This window comes from Caulobacter sp. AVps18 (assembly GCF_058681425.1).
Genome location: NZ_CM178737.1, coordinates 3,988,027 through 4,003,488 on the forward strand (window position 1 = coordinate 3,988,027; position 15,462 = coordinate 4,003,488).

Consider the following 15,462-nt stretch of genomic DNA (forward strand, 5'->3'; position numbering starts at 1 on the left):
CCGCGCTAGTCTTGCCGAACTTTTTTGCACGAGCACGGCAGGGGTCGAGCAGGAGCAACGCCCAGTGGCAGACTGGTCGCCCCTCCCCGGTGACCTCGACCAACGCGTGGCCAGGCTGATTCGCGCGCAGTGCGAAGGGGCGCTTTGCGCGCGCCGTTTAGCCTGGCTGCCCCCTCAAGCCGCGTATTCGCTTTCGTCACAGGCCTGCAACCGCGCCTTGGCCGGGTCGAGCAGCAGGTTGGCCACGGCCGCCAGGGCCAGCAACACCGCCAGGCCCGTCGCCAGCACGAAGCCATAGACCGGTCCGCCAAAGGCGTCGCTGACCGCGCCCATCGCCAGGGGCGAAATCACGGCGCTGACGCAGGTAAAGAACAGGATCACCCCGGCCACGGCTCCGTGCTCGGCCTTGGGAAAGACGCTGATGCCCTTGGAGTTGATGGTCGGATAGACGATCGACATGAACAGGCCCGAGGCCGGCAGCAGGAACACCGCCGTGTCGCGTCCGCCGATCAGGGCACCGACGAAACAGACCAGGATGGCAACCGCGCAGATCGCCAGCACCAGGGTCCAGCGCAGTCGGGCCAGCATCCAGGCGCCCAGGAAACGTCCGGCGGCGCGCAGCACGAAGAAGATCGACAGGGCGTAGAGCGCCATGAAGGCGGCCGGGCCTTGGTATCCGGCCAGCAGGGTTGGCATCCAGACATAGATCGCCGTCTCGACGCCCACATACAGCATCGCGCCCAGGCTGAACGCCAGGGCATAGGGATCGCGACCGGCGCGCAGCACGCTGCGGAAGTCGACGCGCGCCTCCGGCGCAATCTTCGCGCCCGGATAACGGATGGTCAAAGCCGTCAGCATCAGCATCAGGCACATGACCCCGGCGATGACGTAGAGCCACTTCCATGACGCGCCGGTGGCCAGCAGATAGGCCACGATCGCCGGGCCGATGATCGCGCCGACGCCGAAGAAGCCCTCGACGGTGTTCATCGTGGCGGTGTGGTTGCGCGTCGAGGTCGAGATGTCGCCGATCAGGGCCAGGGCCCCGGTCTTGAACACGCCGATCGCTGCACCCGACAGGAACAGCAGCACCAGGAAGGCGACGAACTGGCTGGTGAAGGCAAAGGCCAGGGCGGTGATAGCGAACACCGAAAGGCCCAGAATGATCGTGAACTTGCGGCCCATGCGGTCGGCCAGGAAGCCCAGCCCCACCCCGCCCAGGGCGATGCCGCTCATCGTGGCATAGTGAAACGATCCGGCGGCGGTCATGCCCAGATCGAAGCTCTTGATGATCTCCGGGATGATTACCCCCACCGAGTCGGTGGTCATGGCGAACATCATGAACATCATGAAGGTCAGGCCCTTGATCAGGCCGATATTACTTCCGCCTGTCGCGCGTTCCGTCTCAGACATCGCCATCTCCCCGCGCCGCATGGTGTGTGATGATCGTACCGATGCGCGTGCGGCGCGCCACCAGCTTGTCCCGGGCCAGGCCCTCAAGGGCAGCCCGTACGGTAATGCGCGACACGCCGCATCCTCGGGCCAGGTCGCGTTCGGTGGGCAACCGGTCACCCGGCCGCAGGCGGCCATCCCGGATGGACTGGACGATGGCATCGCGCAGCGACCGGTAGAGCGGACGCGGCATCTGCGAGGCCGTCGGCAGGACGATCACGCCCCGTCCCCCAGGCCCAGGGCGATCGCCCCGAGAATTCCGGCCCGGTCGCCCAGGGCCGGGGTCACCAGATAGGCCGCCAAAGCCTCGGGACCGGCCAGGGCCTCGATATAGCCGCCCATCCGGCGCGCCAGGGCCTGACGGGCCCGTTGCAGCAGGGCCGGGCTTGCAACGCCGCCCCCGACGATGATCCGCCGGGGTGAGGTAGTCAGGGTCAGGCTCATCGCCATCTGGGCCAGGTAGTCGGCAACCACATCCCAGACGGGATCGTCCGCCGGCAGGGTTTCGCCCGGCTGTCCCGTCCGGGCGGCCAGGGCCGGGCCGCTGATCAGGCCCTCCAGGCAATCGCCATGAAACGGACAGCAGCCGGCAAAGGGATCCAGCGCCGGGTCACGACGCACCAGCAGGTGGCCGGCCTCGGGATGCATCAGGCCGTGGGCCGGGCGGCCGTTGACCACCACACCGACGCCGACGCCGGTGCCGATGGTGACATAGGCATAGTCCGAAAGACCTCGGGCCGCGCCCCATCGCCCTTCGCCCAGCGCCGCACCGGCGACGTCGGTATCGAAGGCCACCGGCACGCCGAAGGCTTCGCCCAGGGGGCGGGCGATGGCGGCGCCGGTCCAGCCGGGCTTGGGGGTCTGCAGGACGCAACCCCAGTCCTCGGCCGCCCGATCCAGCCGAACCGGGCCAAAGCTGGCGATGCCGATGGCGTCGAACTGTCCGCGCCGGGCCTCCAGAACGGCGTGAACGGCCATAAGGGTTTCTGCCGGGCCTGTGGTCGGGATCCGCACCGGCTCGGACAGGTCGTCTGGACCTGAGCCGAAGGCGACCAGCACCTTGGTGCCGCCCAGTTCAATACCGGCGACCCGGCCCGTCACAGCGTCACCAGCCAGACCAGGCCGTAGGCTGGCAGCGTCAGGGAGCCGCCGCTGGGCGGAGCCCCGCCCAGCAGGTCGCTCGCGCCAACACCAAAGCCATAGGGCAAGTCCAGGCTCACCGCCGCTCCCGAAAGGTTGGCGAGGCACAGAAAGCCCCGCGCGCCGCCGGTTCGTTCATAGGCCAGAACCGAGGCCACGCCGAGATCGAGCGGCCGCGCCGGGCCGGCTACGCCGTGCTGGTCCAGCTTGCGGGCATGGTCGGCCAGCGAACGGAACCGCTTGAACAGCGCCCCCTCCAGCGTGGCCTCATCACCACGACGGCCTGCCAGCGACCAGTCCATCATCGGGCGGTGCAGCCAGCGACCGTCGCCGGCCCGCAGCGGATCCTCCGCATAGGCCGTATCATCGGCAAGACCGATCTCGTCGCCCATATAGATCAGCGGCCAGCCGTCGAGCCCATGGATGATGCCGTAAAGCAGGGCCAGGCGCCCTGCCCCGGCGGACCCAGCGCCCTCCTCCGGCCCGATCCCGGCCAGGGAAGCGGCCATGCCGTTGGTCGAGGGGACGCCGCCGGCCGCGGTCTGAAAGGCCCGGCCGCGGGAGAAGCTTTGGTCCTGGCCGCCATAGAACCGCGACCAGCGGGCCAGATCCTCATGCGGCGCATAGGTCGCCAGGGCGTTCCAGATCACGTCGTCATGGCAGCGCACATAGTTCAGCCAGGCCGCCCGGGCCGGCTTGCCGGCCGAGGCTGACAGGCAGCGCCGGAAGATGCCGGCGTCCTCATCAGCCAGCGCGCCCCAAAGCGCAGTCATGACGCCGTTATTATAGGCCAGATCGCAGCCGCCGCTGCCTTCGCCAAAGAAGGGCAGCACGTCTTCGAGGCTCTCGATCGCCTCGGCCACCAGAACCACGCCCGGTGCGACGATCGACAGGGCCGCGCGCCAGGCCTCGACGATGGCATAGGTCTGCGGCAGGTTCCGGCAGGTCGTTCCGTCCTGCTTCCAGAGGAAGGGGGCACTGTCCAGACGGAAGCCCTGCACCCCTTGGGCGGCCAGGAACACCAGCACGTCCAGCATCTGCGCGAACACCGCCGGGTTGGCATAGTTCAGGTCCCACTGGAACGGATAGAAGGTCGTCCAGACATGCCCGCCCAGTTCAGGGCATGGGGTGAAGCTGCCCGGAGCCGTATCAGGAAACACGTCGATCAGCTCGGCATCGCGGCGAGCAGCCTCTTCCGGCGAAACCACGATGTAGAAGTCGCGATAGGCGGGATCGCCGGCCCGGGCTGCCACAGCCCAGGCGTGCTCGCGCGCTGTGTGATTGCAGACCACATCCAGGATCAGCCCCATGCCCCGGGTGCGCAGGTCGTCGGCAAGGGCCGAAAGGTCCTGCATCTGGCCCAGCCGGGGATCGACCTGGCGATAGTCCTTCACCGCAAAGCCACCGTCGCTGTCACCCTCGCGCGGTTCCAGCAGCGGCAGGGGATGCAGCCAGCGCACGCCCAGATCGGTCAGATAATCCAGGCGTTGACGGACCCCGGTCAGGTCTCCGGCAAAGCGGTCGACATAGAAGGTGTAGGTGGTCTGGCCGGATACGCCGAGCCAGTCGGGTCGGGCCTCGCGCTCGGCGTCCAGGGCCTGCAGGGCCACGGGCCGCGCCTCAGCCGCCTCGAGAACAGCCTGCCGAAGCCGGGTGATAAAGTCCGCCCAGCGCGAATCCTGTCCATAGACGCCCGATAGCAGGGACTCGATCGTGGGCCAGTGCGCTTCGAACCGCCGCTTGACGGCTTGCGCATGCGACAGCGCGCCCGGCGGGACTGTCGCGGTCAGAGAAGTCATGGACCCACTCACATCAGAAAAAAGCCGCCGGACGCACGAGGCGTCCGGCGTAGCCCGCAGGGGTGGTTTAGAAGCTGTACCGGAGCGTAGCGGTGACGGTCCGGCCATTGATCGACCGTGCACGGATCGCATTGACCGATCCGGCGGTGATCGCGCCCTCTTCAGCTTCGGTCAGGCCAACTTCGTCGAAGAGGTTGTTGGCGTTGAGCGACAGGCTGAGGCCCTCCGACACCTTGTATTCGGCAAAGGCATTGACCTGGGCGAAGGCCGGGAAGACCAGCTGGTTGTCATCCTGGGCATAGGCCTTGGCGGTCCCGATCACGCTGGCGCCGACCGTGACCTTGTCCCAGACATAGGTCGGGGCAACTTGATAGATCCACTTGGCCTGACGGCGTGGCGTATTGCCGACGACGGCGGGGCTGAGCGCATCCTTGTCGATCGTGGCGTCGGTATAGGTAGCACCGCCGGTCACCGAGAAGCCGCCGGTCCGGTAGCTGGCTTCCAGTTCGATACCCTTGGCCAGATAGGTCCGGTCAAAGAACTTCTGGGTGGTGGCCTCGAAGTTCTGCTCCTCGGTCTTGGCCCAGAAGGCGGTGGCGAACAGGCCAAAACCATCGCGGCGATACTTCACGCCGGCTTCCATCTGATCGACCATGTCGACGGCGTCGGCCTTGGCCACCGAACCGTCGGCCGCCACCTTGCCAAACAGCAGGCGGTCGGCATTGGCCCGGCCACCGCGGCTGGCGCGGGCGAAGGCGGCCAGATCAGGATTGAACTGGTAGTTCGCGCCCACCGACCACGAGGTGTAGTTCCACTCGTAGTTCACCGGCGAGGAATTGGCGTTGTCGATCACCGAGACGCTCACCTCGGTCGGCTGGATGACGCCGTCGCCATTGACGTCGAAATTAGCCGCCTGCTTGGCGCCGGCGTAGCGACCCCGGGCCTTGCCGCTGTCATGGCGCAGGCTGGCGTCGAGAGTCAGGGCCCCGACCTTGGTGCCCAGGCTCAGATACGGCGCATCGATGTCATAGGTGACGTCATAGCGACGGGTGCAGCAGTTGCCCCAGAACGGCACCCCGTAGGCGACCAGGCCGCCCTGAGTGACCAGCGAGCCGGCACCGTTATAGACGTTCAGCAGGGCGGCATTGTCGCCCTTCACTTCCATGAGGAAGGTGTTCCACAGCCAGTCCATGGCGATGGTCTGGCTGGACTTGTAATAGCCCACCGTCACGTCGATCGGCGACAGGCCGGCGACGTCGAAGCTGCGCGACAGCTTCAGGTCGTTCATGGCGTTGCCGAAGTCGTTGATCTCGACGTCGAACATGTGAACGCGCATGGCCAGGCCGTTGCCGTTCAGGCTGGCGGGCGACGCGATGGTCTGACCGGCCTGGGGACCGTTGGCATAGCGCAGGGTCGCGCCGGTGCCGCCGATGGAGGTCGCCAGGCTCGAGGCCGTGGCCACCTCGGCCGGGAACGGCGAGACGAAACGACCCGAGGTCTTGGCGACCTTGAAGCGGTTCTCCAGGGTCCATCCGCCGGCGATGTCGAACTTGGCTTCCGCGCCGAACTGCAGGCTGTTGGGGTGCATGCCGTCCGAGACCTTGCTGATCCGGCGATTGCCGTCACCGTCCAGGCCCGGGTTTGTCGACAGATAGATCGACTGGATGTCGTCATGACCGATGTCGAAGCCGGCGAAGGAGCCGATGTCGGCGTTGCCGTTCGTGCCCGTCGCCCGGACCGGCATCGGCAGATAGCCGACGGCGCGGTCATTGAGGTACTTGGCGTTCAGGCGGATATAGCCGTTCTCGAAGTCCTTGGTCAGGTTGGCCTTGATCTGGCCGCCCTTCTCGGAGGTATAGCCCGACTGACGCGGACCTTCGCCCTCGCGGTAAAAGCCGCCGAGGTGGAAACGCAGGGTGTCGCTGATCGGCGCGCCATAGTCGAAATCAAGGCGTGTGTGGTCATAGCCCAGGCCCTTGGTCAGGGCGACCGCGCCACCTTCGGTCTCGCCGGTCTTGCTGATGAAGTTGATCACGCCGCCGGGCGAGTTGGAGGCGAAGGTCGAGGACGAGCCACCGCGAACCGACTCGATACGGCTGACATTGGCATCGGCCCGCAGGAAGATGTCGGCGTTACCGAAGGCAATGTCGCCAAATTCCATGACCGGCAGGCCGTCTTCCTGCAACTGCAGGAACTTGGCACCGCCCGAGGCGACCGGCAGACCGCGCACGGCGATGTTGGCGTTGCCTTCGCCGCCCGTCGATTCCGAGCGGATACCCGGCAGGCCCCGGAAGATCTCGGCGGTCGAGCGCGGGGCCTGGGCCTCGATCTGCTCGGACGACAGCGAACTGACCGAGACCGACGAGCTCATCTTGGTGACCCCGGCCCTCGAAGCCGTGACGACCACCGCGTCTAGTTCAAGCACGTCGTCCTTGGCGGCCTCAGCCGTCTGGGCGTGAGCCGAACCCGCCGCCAGCAGCGCCAGGGCCGCACCGGCCATCAAGAATGTTTTGGTCCCCATCTCATTTCCTCCCGCACGCGCTCATCCGGCGCTGATTTCCGCGCCCTAGGTTCACTCCCGAGCATCTGAAGACAGAGAATGACGATTACGCAATCGATTGCAAGTTACATTTCAGGGCCGATTGCCCTCGTTCTGGCAAATCCCTTTGTGGATAAGGAAAAAACAGTGCCGGCGGCCGGGCCGTTCAGGTCTGGCGGACCACCAGCTCGGGCTGCATGACAACCGAAGGCGTGTCTTCGCCGTCAATCCGGCGAAACAGCAGGTCAACCATTTCCCGCGCCCCACGGCCCAGATCCTGGCGCACCGTGGTCAGCGGCGGCCAGCTGTGGCGGGCCACAGCCACATCGTCGAAGCCGACCACAGACACGTCTTCCGGCGTTCGCATTCCGGCCGCGCCTAGGGCCCTGATCGCCCCCAGAGCAATGACGTCCGAAGCGGCGAACACCGCGTCGAAAGCCACGCCCGAGGCCAGGAGATGGTCGATCCCCTCAAACTCGGCCTCGGCGCTGAAATGGGCCGGCGCACTCAGTTCAGGCTCGGCGGCGATCCCGGCTGCGGCCAGGGCGGCAAGATAGCCTTGCCTGCGCAGGGCCACTTCGGGCGCCTCGGGCATGCCCAGGAAGGCGATTCGCCGACGGCCCAGCCTCAGCAGGTGCTCGACGGCAAGGCGCGCGCCGGTGATGTTGTCGACGCCGACGGTGCAGTACTGCTTCTCGGACATGTCGCCGCCCCAGACCACCAGGGGGCCATAGCTCTTGGCGGCCAGGTTCAGCGCCGCATGCTGGTCGCTCTGACCAATGATCAGCAGGCCGTCCGAGCGATGCGACTGGATGATCCGGTCCAGCCAGCCCGGGGTCGGCGCCATCACCTTGGTCAGCAGCACTTCATAGCCGCGCAGGGTGATTTCATCGGCCAGCCGTCCGACCATCTCCAGAAAGAAGGGGTCGGAAATCAACTGGCCCATATCGTGGCCAAGCGGGATGACGACGTTGATCGTATTGGTGCGCTGCAGCCTCAGACCACGCGCCTGCTGGTTGACGACATAGCCATGGGCACGGGCCAGTTCGCTGATCCGTTCGCGGAGCGGCAGCGGTATCAGCGGATTGCCGGCCAGTGCGCGCGAGACTGTAGAGCTCGAGACACCCGCCATGCGTGCGATGTCAGCCATCTTCAGTCTTGGCGTCGGATTCGCGGTTCTGGCGCTCATTGGAGCAATGATAGGCTAGGCCACGTGAGAGAACACCCAAAAAGGATGCGTTCGTCGCACAAATGCAATCTGGAAATCATCACCCACTCCAAGCTTCCCGAAAAGCGTGGAGAGAATGCCTCCCCCGCCATAGCGGACGGGCGGAGGCGGCGGGACCGCAGCTGGACCACACCGGGGTTGCCCGGTCCACGCCCTTACCGCCGGCTTCAGGCGAATGTGTCCCTGGGTTTGATCATCGAGGCCTATGGGTTGCCTGAACGTCGGTGCAGGAAATAGAGCCCGGCCAGGATCGTGCAAACGGCACCGACAACGCTCGTCGCGTAGACGCTGGCGATAAAGAAGCCCAGCCAGTCCAGGCTGACCATCGCGAAGTTGCGCCAGAGCAGCAGGGCGACGCTGCCCAGATAGCCCGAGGCGTCGGCGACATAGATCAGGAAACCCGCCGTGCCGACCTGGCCACTGAAGGCGATCATCCTGTCGAACAGCATGGCATTGAAGGGCGTGTAGGCCATGTAGAGACCTGCGCCGGTCAAGATCATCCAGGTCAGTGGCGACACCAACTGGGCCTGGAAAGCCAGGGTCGCCAGGCCCAGCAGGAGGAAGCCGGCCAGGATGACGCCATGCATCACAAGAAGCGCCCGCAGGTTGTCGCGCACCAGCATCACCGCGGCCATGACCGCCAGGGCGATGGCGGCGACAGGCAATTCACTGGTGGTGAAAACGCTGGACGTTTCGCCAAAGCCCAGGGCGATCCAGATTTCGGCGGCGAAGTTGTCGCGAAAGTCGCGCAGGGCGGTCAGCAGCACATAGGCCATCACCAGCAAGACGACGCCGGGCGCGTAGGCGGCCAGAAACGCCCGGCGCTGGGCGCGATCCATCGGCTGGCGACGCACCCTGGCGGCCTCGTCGGCGGGACTGGGCGGCGGCAACTGCACCAGGGCCCAGACCGAGACGAACAATAGCGGCAGAAAAAGAGCGCCGGTCGCAGCGGGCATCCAGAACGGCGAGACGTCGAGATCAACCATCAGCCACTTGCCGACCGACTTCACGACGCCGGATGACACGATGAAGCTGGCGCAGAGGATGGAGCCCAGGACCTCAGACGTCCGCCGCCCCTCCATGAAGCCGAACACCAGCCCCCAGATCATGCCGAGAGGCAGACCGTTCAGCACCAGGGCCAGGACGTTCCACGGGGCCGGAATAACGGCGAAGGCCAGCAAGGCCAGCCAGGACGCGCCGATCAATCCCAGAATGGCAGCGCCGCGCCGTGAAGGCGCGATCTCGGAGATCACCTTGACCCCGATCAGCTTGGAGGCCGCGTATCCAGCAACCTGAGCCAGCACCAGGGCGATCTTGTAGTCGATCGCGAAGGTCCAGCCTTCGACCACGCCGAAGGTCGCCGCCGCGAAAGGCTTGCGGAAGGCGTACATCGAGAAGTAGGCGCAAAAGCCCGCCAGACCCGCGAACAGGGTGAAGACCAGAGGATTGGCTCGCTCCAGCCAGCTTCGCGGATCTGAACTCATCTGAACGCCCCTTAGAGGCGCTTGGTCTATACCACACCCATGGCGTTTCGATGACGGGCCGGTGCCCCGCAGACGTGGAGGCCCCTGCCTGCCAGCGACGGGCGAACGCCGTCACCGCACGCGGATATCGACGCTGACCTTCAGGGCGTCATGACGCCAGTATTCGCGATCGAACTCTACCACGCGGCCCCGCGCGTCATAGCAGGTGCGCTCGACGCTCAAGCCAGGCAGGCCAGACTTGACCCTCAGGGCTTCGGCCTCGCCCAGGGTCAGGGCGCAGGGGCGCATATCGACCTTGTTGCGTGCGACGCCGATCCCGTAGACCGACTTCAGCACGCTGGTCAGCGAACCATCCAGATCGTGGTCGATCAGCCCCGGTGCCAGGGATGCATCGACGACGATGCTCTCGATCAGTACGGCCCGTCCGTCGATAGAGCGCCGGCGTCGGATCCAGTACATCGGCGCTCCGACCGGGCGCGAAAAGATCTGGCTCAGCATGGCGTCGCAGGCAATCACGGTCTTGCTCAGCGTCTCGGTCGCCGGCTTGCGCCCTTGCGCCTCGACATACGACATGAAGCCTTCCCAGCGCGTCGGATCATAGACCACGGGCGGCGGAGAAACATACCACCCGCTGCGGTTTCTTCGATAGATCAGACCCTCGGCTTCCAGCTGGAAGAGAGCCTCGCGAATGGTGCCCCGCGCCACGCCGCCGCCGACCTGCAACTGCCGCTCCGAAGGCAAACGCTCACCAGCCTTGAGTTCTCCTCCGACGATCCGCTCGGCGATGTCGTCGCGGACTCCAAGATAGTGGAGGCTGTCTGGTTGCTGCATTGTCGGAACCTGCCAGCGGTCAGAGTCCGCCTTCCGCAAGGATGGGAGCCCGCCACGCCCAGGTCAAGAAACGGGATCGGCCCGTGACGGGAAATCTCGTCGCGATCGCCGCGTCACGAAAGATTCGCGGAAATCGAGGTGATTCTGGTCTATACCAATGCTGCCCGCCCTAGGGTGAAACTCGCCCCACCGTCGCGTACGCCGCACCGCCTACGGATACCCTATGAACTCTCTCTCTGCGGCCGACGCTTTCGTGGCCGAACTTGCCGATCTTTTTGCCCGCTTTGGTGCCCTGCATTATGGAGAAGACGTCAGCCAGCTGGAGCACGCGATCCAGACGGCCCATCACGCCCGGGTCGATGGCGCGCCGCCCGCGCTCGTCGTCGCCGCCCTGCTGCACGACGTCGGACACCTGATGCAGAAGGTCGGCCACAACGCCGCTGACCTGGGCATTGATACGCGCCACGAGCACATCAGCGCCGGCTATCTGGCGCGGGCGTTTGGACCTGAGGTGACAGAGCCTGTTCGGCTGCACGTGGCGGCCAAACGCTACCGGGTCGCTGTGGATCCCGCCTATCTTGAGCGTCTCAGCAAGGCGTCATTGCAGAGTCTGGCGCTGCAGGGCGGCCCGATGAGCCCGGGTGAAATCGAGGCTTTCCTGGCGGAGCCGGCGGCCGCCGCCGCGAAGCAACTCCGCAGCTACGACGAAGCGGGCAAGGCGCCAGACGCTGAGGTCGCCAGCTTCGAGTCCTACTACGACCTTCTTCGGGATCAGATCGATCGCGCAGGCAAAATCTAGATCCACTAGCCCCTCTTCGACGCGTTTTATGGCCCTGGCGCTTCCAGGACCAGATGCTGAAGCACCCGCTTTTCCAGAACCAGTAGCGCGCTGACCTGGTTGGTGCGCATGACGAGCCCGGCGGCAAGCGGCCCGGCGGCCTGATGCACGGCACCGGCCAGGCGCAGGAATTCCGCCCTCCCCCGCCCGCCGACGCCATGCAGCGCACAGAGCTGACGCCAGTCCTGCACGAAGCTTTCCAGCATCAGGGCGAACCGCGCGGCACGACTTCTGGCTTCGGCCGTGTCCGTCGCGACCGCCAGTTCTGAGCATAGGTCATCGACCAGCCATTCCACTTCAGCAGCGGGCATGACCGGCGAGCGCTGATCGGCTTCGGCGAGAAGCCTTGGTCGGGCGCCGGGATCCCACGGCATTTTGCGCCAATGCTCGCGGGGCGGCGCCTGCCCGCAAGCGAACCGCCAGAACGCAGCCGTGCCGGTCGTGTCGGCAACCAGATGGATGCGCTCGGCGGCGGCGTTGTTCTCCACATGGTGCCGACGCCAGTTGTCGAAGATCCACGCTTCGCCCGCGCCCATGTGCACGGCCTGACCATCGCAATGGAAACGCACCTCCGGCCAGGTCAGGACCGGGATGTGCAGCCGCACCCGCTTATGCCAGTGATAGTTGATGTCGGCATGCTCGGGCACGCCCGCGCCCGGTGCCAGCCGCATCAGTCGCGATCGGCTCCACACCACACCAAAGCCCGCCAGAACCTGGCAAAGATAGGGCATGGCCTCAAGCCAGGGCGTCGGCAGCATCTGTCCGTGGACGGAGTCCGTCTCTTCCCCGCCGGCGCTGATCAGGCGTGCCGCGCTGTTGCCGCGCAGCTGATCGGGGTGGGAAACCCAGGCCTTGGCCGGCAAGGCCGCGACCTCGGCCTGCATGCGCGCCACGTCGAACAGGACCGGGAGCTGGAAAAAGGGGCGCGACAACCGCATCGATCAGTCCCTGTAGCCGGCCAAGGCGTCGCCGAGCGCAGTCTGCAGGGGCGCGAGCCAGGGCTCATAGTGTTTCCACTGATCGAGGCCCTCACGGCCGATCGGCCGGCGAACCTGTTCTGAACTGGGCGTGCGCACACTGCGACGGGTCTCGTGGAACGCCAGGCAAGCGGCCTCGAACGGCAAGCCGCAGTGGTCCAGCAGGCGTCGCACGCCGCCCTCCAGATCCTCGACCAGATCTTCGTACTGCACTCTCAGCACTCGCCCCGGCAAGACGTCGTTCCAATGCCGCATGAGGTCCAGATAGGTGCCGTAGTAACGCGCGGTGTCCTCGACGCCGTAGGCAAATTCCTGGTTGGTCGTTCCAAACAGCTGCTTGAGGTTACTGAAGCAGCAGGCCATGGGCTCGCGCCGCACATCGATGATGATCGCGCGGGGCAGAATCAGCTGAATCAGGCCGATGTGCCAGAAATTGTTGGGCATCTTGTCGATGAAGAACGGCTGGCCAAGCCGCCGGTAGGTCTGGGTCTCGGCCAGAAAGCGTTGACCCAGCGCCCGGGCCTGCGCCGCTGTCAGCCGCAGCAGGAGGTCGGGGTCCAGAGGCAGGCCGCAATCGGGATCACGCCCGCACAGTTCGCCGGCATAGCGGCCGATCTCGGTCAGCTCCTGGGTGCCCTCCACGCCGGAGTGAGAGGCCAGGATCTGCTCGATCAGGGTCGAACCCGAACGCGGCAGGCCCAGAATGAAGATCGGGGCCGGATCAGCCAGCCCCCAGCCGGCGCGCGCAGCGAAAAACCCGGCGGTGAAGACCCGCTTCAAGCGGCCGGCGCAGGCCTGCGCCACCTCCGGGCGGTAGCGGCCGCTACCGCGCCGCACCGCATTGCCGCGCTCGTAGTATCGCCAGGAGGCGGCGTAGTCGGCCCGGTCCTCCAGCGCCTTGCCCAGGGCAAAGCACAGATAGACGCGATCCATGTCCTGCAGGGCGGGCCGAGATTCTGCGGCGCACATCTGCGCGACATCCTCGTCGGTGAAACGATAGGTCTTGAGGTTGGCGAGGCTGAACCACGCCACACCGTAGTCGGGCCTGGCAGCCAGGGCGGCGCGATAGTCGGCGATGGCCTCGGCCGGCCGGCCCGTGATCTTCAGGGCATTGGCCCGCCACAGGCGCAGGTCAGCGACCTCAGCCCCGGATTGAGCGGGCCCCGCCAGCAGACAGGCATAGATTTCGATCACCGGTTCATGGTCACCCAGCGCGATACAGGCAGCGCCGTACGACTTGAGATAGTTGCGGTTGTCAGGCTCTTGCGCGAGCAGGTGTTCGGCGTGCTCTCGGGCCTGAAGGGGTTTTTGCTGTTGCAGCAGCAGCATGGTCAGGTCGAAGCGCGCGGCGTGATAGTCGGGCGCTCGCGCGATCACCGAGTGCAACAAGGCCTCGGCCTCCTGAGGAGCCCCGCGTTCCTGACGGATCCGGGCCAGCAGGCGCAGGGCCCCGACATTGTCGCCATCCCTAAGCAGATAGCCCCGGAGAACCTCTTCCGCCGGCGACAGGTCGCCATCGGCCAGCAGGCTGTTGGCCGCCACAATCTGCGGCGGCAGTTGCCGCAACAGGGCCAGATGCTGCGCCGCCATGGCCGCCTGGGCCATGTCGCCGGCCATACGACAGAGCTGCTCCAGCATGTCCCAACTGGCCGGCAGGGTCGGGTTGAGGCGCACGGCTTCGTTCAGGGACTCGATCGCCCTCCCTGCCTCGCCCAACAGCACGTAGCAGTGGCCGCGCTCCTGATAGAGACGGCTGAACCGGGAATGCAGCGTCTGCAGCCTCTCCAGGACGATCAGGGCCTCTGCAACCCGTTGATCCGCGCGCAGGGCCATCGCCTCGCGCAACAGCCGGTCGCGGTCAAAGGTCGTCATCGCGCCGGGCTCGAACTCAGGAATGGCTCCAGCCAGTCCGGGTCAGGCTGGTCGGCATCGTAGTATTCGAAGATCAGATGCACACGGTGGGTGTCACCATCATTGCGCACCCAGTGCGGGCCCAGATTGTTGACCTCTACCGCCTCGCCCGGCGGGAAATAGTGCTCTTGCCCGCCGAAGAACGACACGACGCCCGGATTGGTCGACAGCGGCACATGGATCTTGTGGGGCCACTTGGCGGCGGGATTGGCGTCGATATGCGGGTGGATCACCCCGCCCGGCGGCATCCTGGCCAGCATCACGCGCGGGAACACGCCGCGCTGATAGCCATAGGCGCGGACGGCCTGGGCCAACACAGGTTCCAACCGCCCGCGCCACTCTGGCCAGGCGGCGCGATCATGCGAACGGCGCCAGTCGCGCGGACTGTCGATGAAGCGGAAAACGATATGGCTTGTCGCGTCCAGCACGTCGAACCTGTTGGGCTTGCTGGCGTTCTCGGCGGTCCAGACCGCCTCAGGGATCGCCAGCACCGCCGCCTGCAGGGCCGCGATCTCCACCGGGCCCAGTTTGCGTACCGCCGTGGTCTTGCGCGGATTGGCGGCGGGCCCCAGCACGGCGGCGGTCATTTCAGACCTTCGAAGCTGTAGCCGAACAGGTCCAGATCCTGCGCATAACGCGCGGCCACGCCGTCGATCAGGGCCTGGTCGTAATAGCGGCGATAGTCATCATGTCGGCTGCCATTGACGCGGTCCAGCGGCCGCGAGCCTATGCCGATCCGCGCGCAAATCGCCTCATACGAGCCCTGCATGTCCTCGACGCGGCCGATGCTGTCAGTCAGCAGGGTCTGCCCGTCGTCGTCCACCAAGAGCGACGCTTGCGGCTGGAACAGGATATGCTGCGCGGGCGGCGCATCGAACAGGAAGTGACGCATCGCCTCGCGCGGCTGCTGCTGGAACACCGTACCGCCGCGCAGCATGAAGGCGCAGTACGAGACGAAGCGGTCGAACGGATTGCGCACGAACGCAAACTTGAAATATCGGCTGAAGGCTTCGTCGCCGAGATAGGGGCGCACCTGGCGCAGCGAGAGGTGGCCATGCCGGATCGCCGCCAGATCCTCCCAGGGAAAGCGCTTGTCGACGAACAGACCCACCTGCTCGAGGTCGTCGTCGCCCATTTGCTCGCGCAGCGCCTGTCGCACGGCGTGGGTGCCGGTCTTGGGCACGGCGGCGAAGATGAAGCTATGGCGATGGGAAACGATCATGTTTCAGGACACACGGAAAAGCGCCCCCTCCATGGGAGGGGGCG

13 protein-coding genes and 1 pseudogene are annotated in these 15,462 nt (G+C 66.0%); 1 reads left to right on the forward strand and 13 read right to left on the reverse strand.

Annotated elements, in window-relative coordinates:
• Nucleotides 1-174: 174 nt before the first annotated feature.
• The 9 genes and pseudogenes from ACW179_RS18110 to ACW179_RS18150 all read right to left on the reverse strand — a co-directional run bounded on the left by ACW179_RS18110 (nt 175) and on the right by ACW179_RS18150 (nt 10,470).
• Nucleotides 175-1,410, reverse strand: coding sequence for an MFS transporter (locus ACW179_RS18110; RefSeq protein ID WP_492060845.1), 1,236 nt, complete (start codon nt 1,408-1,410; stop codon nt 175-177).
• Nucleotides 1,403-1,669, reverse strand: a complete 267-nt coding sequence (locus ACW179_RS18115) for a GntR family transcriptional regulator (protein WP_492060846.1) — start codon at nt 1,667-1,669, stop codon at nt 1,403-1,405. The genes ACW179_RS18110 and ACW179_RS18115 overlap by 8 nt, the downstream gene beginning before the upstream one ends.
• Entirely contained in the window at nt 1,666-2,550 is an 885-nt protein-coding gene (locus ACW179_RS18120; RefSeq protein WP_492060847.1) for an ROK family protein, read from the reverse strand. The genes ACW179_RS18115 and ACW179_RS18120 overlap by 4 nt, the downstream gene beginning before the upstream one ends.
• Nucleotides 2,547-4,388, reverse strand: a complete 1,842-nt coding sequence (locus ACW179_RS18125) for an alpha-amylase family glycosyl hydrolase (protein ID WP_492060848.1) — start codon at nt 4,386-4,388, stop codon at nt 2,547-2,549. Before ACW179_RS18125 ends, ACW179_RS18120 begins: the two co-directional genes overlap by 4 nt.
• A 67-nt stretch (nt 4,389-4,455) precedes the next feature.
• A complete protein-coding gene (locus ACW179_RS18130; RefSeq protein WP_492060849.1) occupies nt 4,456-6,909 on the reverse strand; it encodes a TonB-dependent siderophore receptor in 2,454 nt (817 codons plus the stop codon).
• Between the two features lie 184 nt (nt 6,910-7,093).
• On the reverse strand, nt 7,094-7,873 hold the full coding sequence (locus tag ACW179_RS18135) for a substrate-binding domain-containing protein (RefSeq protein WP_492064349.1): 780 nt from the start codon (nt 7,871-7,873) through the stop codon (nt 7,094-7,096).
• A gap of 81 nt (nt 7,874-7,954) precedes the next feature.
• Nucleotides 7,955-8,116, reverse strand: a pseudogene (locus ACW179_RS18140) (LacI family DNA-binding transcriptional regulator); the annotation flags it as partial.
• A 242-nt stretch (nt 8,117-8,358) separates the two neighbouring features.
• Entirely contained in the window at nt 8,359-9,639 is a 1,281-nt protein-coding gene (locus ACW179_RS18145) for a DUF5690 family protein (protein ID WP_492060850.1), read from the reverse strand.
• Nucleotides 9,640-9,750: 111 nt separating this feature from the next.
• Nucleotides 9,751-10,470 carry a UTRA domain-containing protein gene (locus ACW179_RS18150; protein WP_492060851.1) on the reverse strand — a complete coding sequence of 240 codons (720 nt, stop codon included), beginning with the start codon at nt 10,468-10,470 and terminating at the stop codon, nt 9,751-9,753.
• 223 nt (nt 10,471-10,693) lie between these two features.
• Here ACW179_RS18150 and ACW179_RS18155 point away from each other — a divergent pair, with 223 nt between their 5' ends.
• Entirely contained in the window at nt 10,694-11,269 is a 576-nt protein-coding gene (locus ACW179_RS18155) for an HD domain-containing protein (protein WP_492060852.1), read from the forward strand.
• A gap of 26 nt (nt 11,270-11,295) precedes the next feature.
• Here ACW179_RS18155 and ACW179_RS18160 read toward each other — a convergent pair whose 3' ends face one another.
• Genes ACW179_RS18160 through ACW179_RS18175 form a run of 4 tightly spaced genes read right to left on the reverse strand, consistent with a single transcriptional unit; the run spans nt 11,296 to nt 15,418 of the window.
• A complete protein-coding gene (locus ACW179_RS18160; RefSeq protein WP_492060853.1) occupies nt 11,296-12,246 on the reverse strand; it encodes an aspartyl/asparaginyl beta-hydroxylase domain-containing protein in 951 nt (316 codons plus the stop codon).
• 3 nt (nt 12,247-12,249) lie between these two features.
• Nucleotides 12,250-14,157: a tetratricopeptide repeat-containing sulfotransferase family protein gene (locus ACW179_RS18165; protein WP_492060854.1), complete on the reverse strand. Its 1,908-nt coding sequence runs from the start codon at nt 14,155-14,157 to the stop codon at nt 12,250-12,252.
• Nucleotides 14,154-14,783, reverse strand: coding sequence for an aspartyl/asparaginyl beta-hydroxylase domain-containing protein (locus ACW179_RS18170; RefSeq protein ID WP_492060855.1), 630 nt, complete (start codon nt 14,781-14,783; stop codon nt 14,154-14,156). The genes ACW179_RS18165 and ACW179_RS18170 overlap by 4 nt, the downstream gene beginning before the upstream one ends.
• Entirely contained in the window at nt 14,780-15,418 is a 639-nt protein-coding gene (locus ACW179_RS18175; RefSeq protein WP_492060856.1) for a sulfotransferase family 2 domain-containing protein, read from the reverse strand. Before ACW179_RS18175 ends, ACW179_RS18170 begins: the two co-directional genes overlap by 4 nt.
• Between the last annotated feature and the right edge of the window lie 44 nt (nt 15,419-15,462).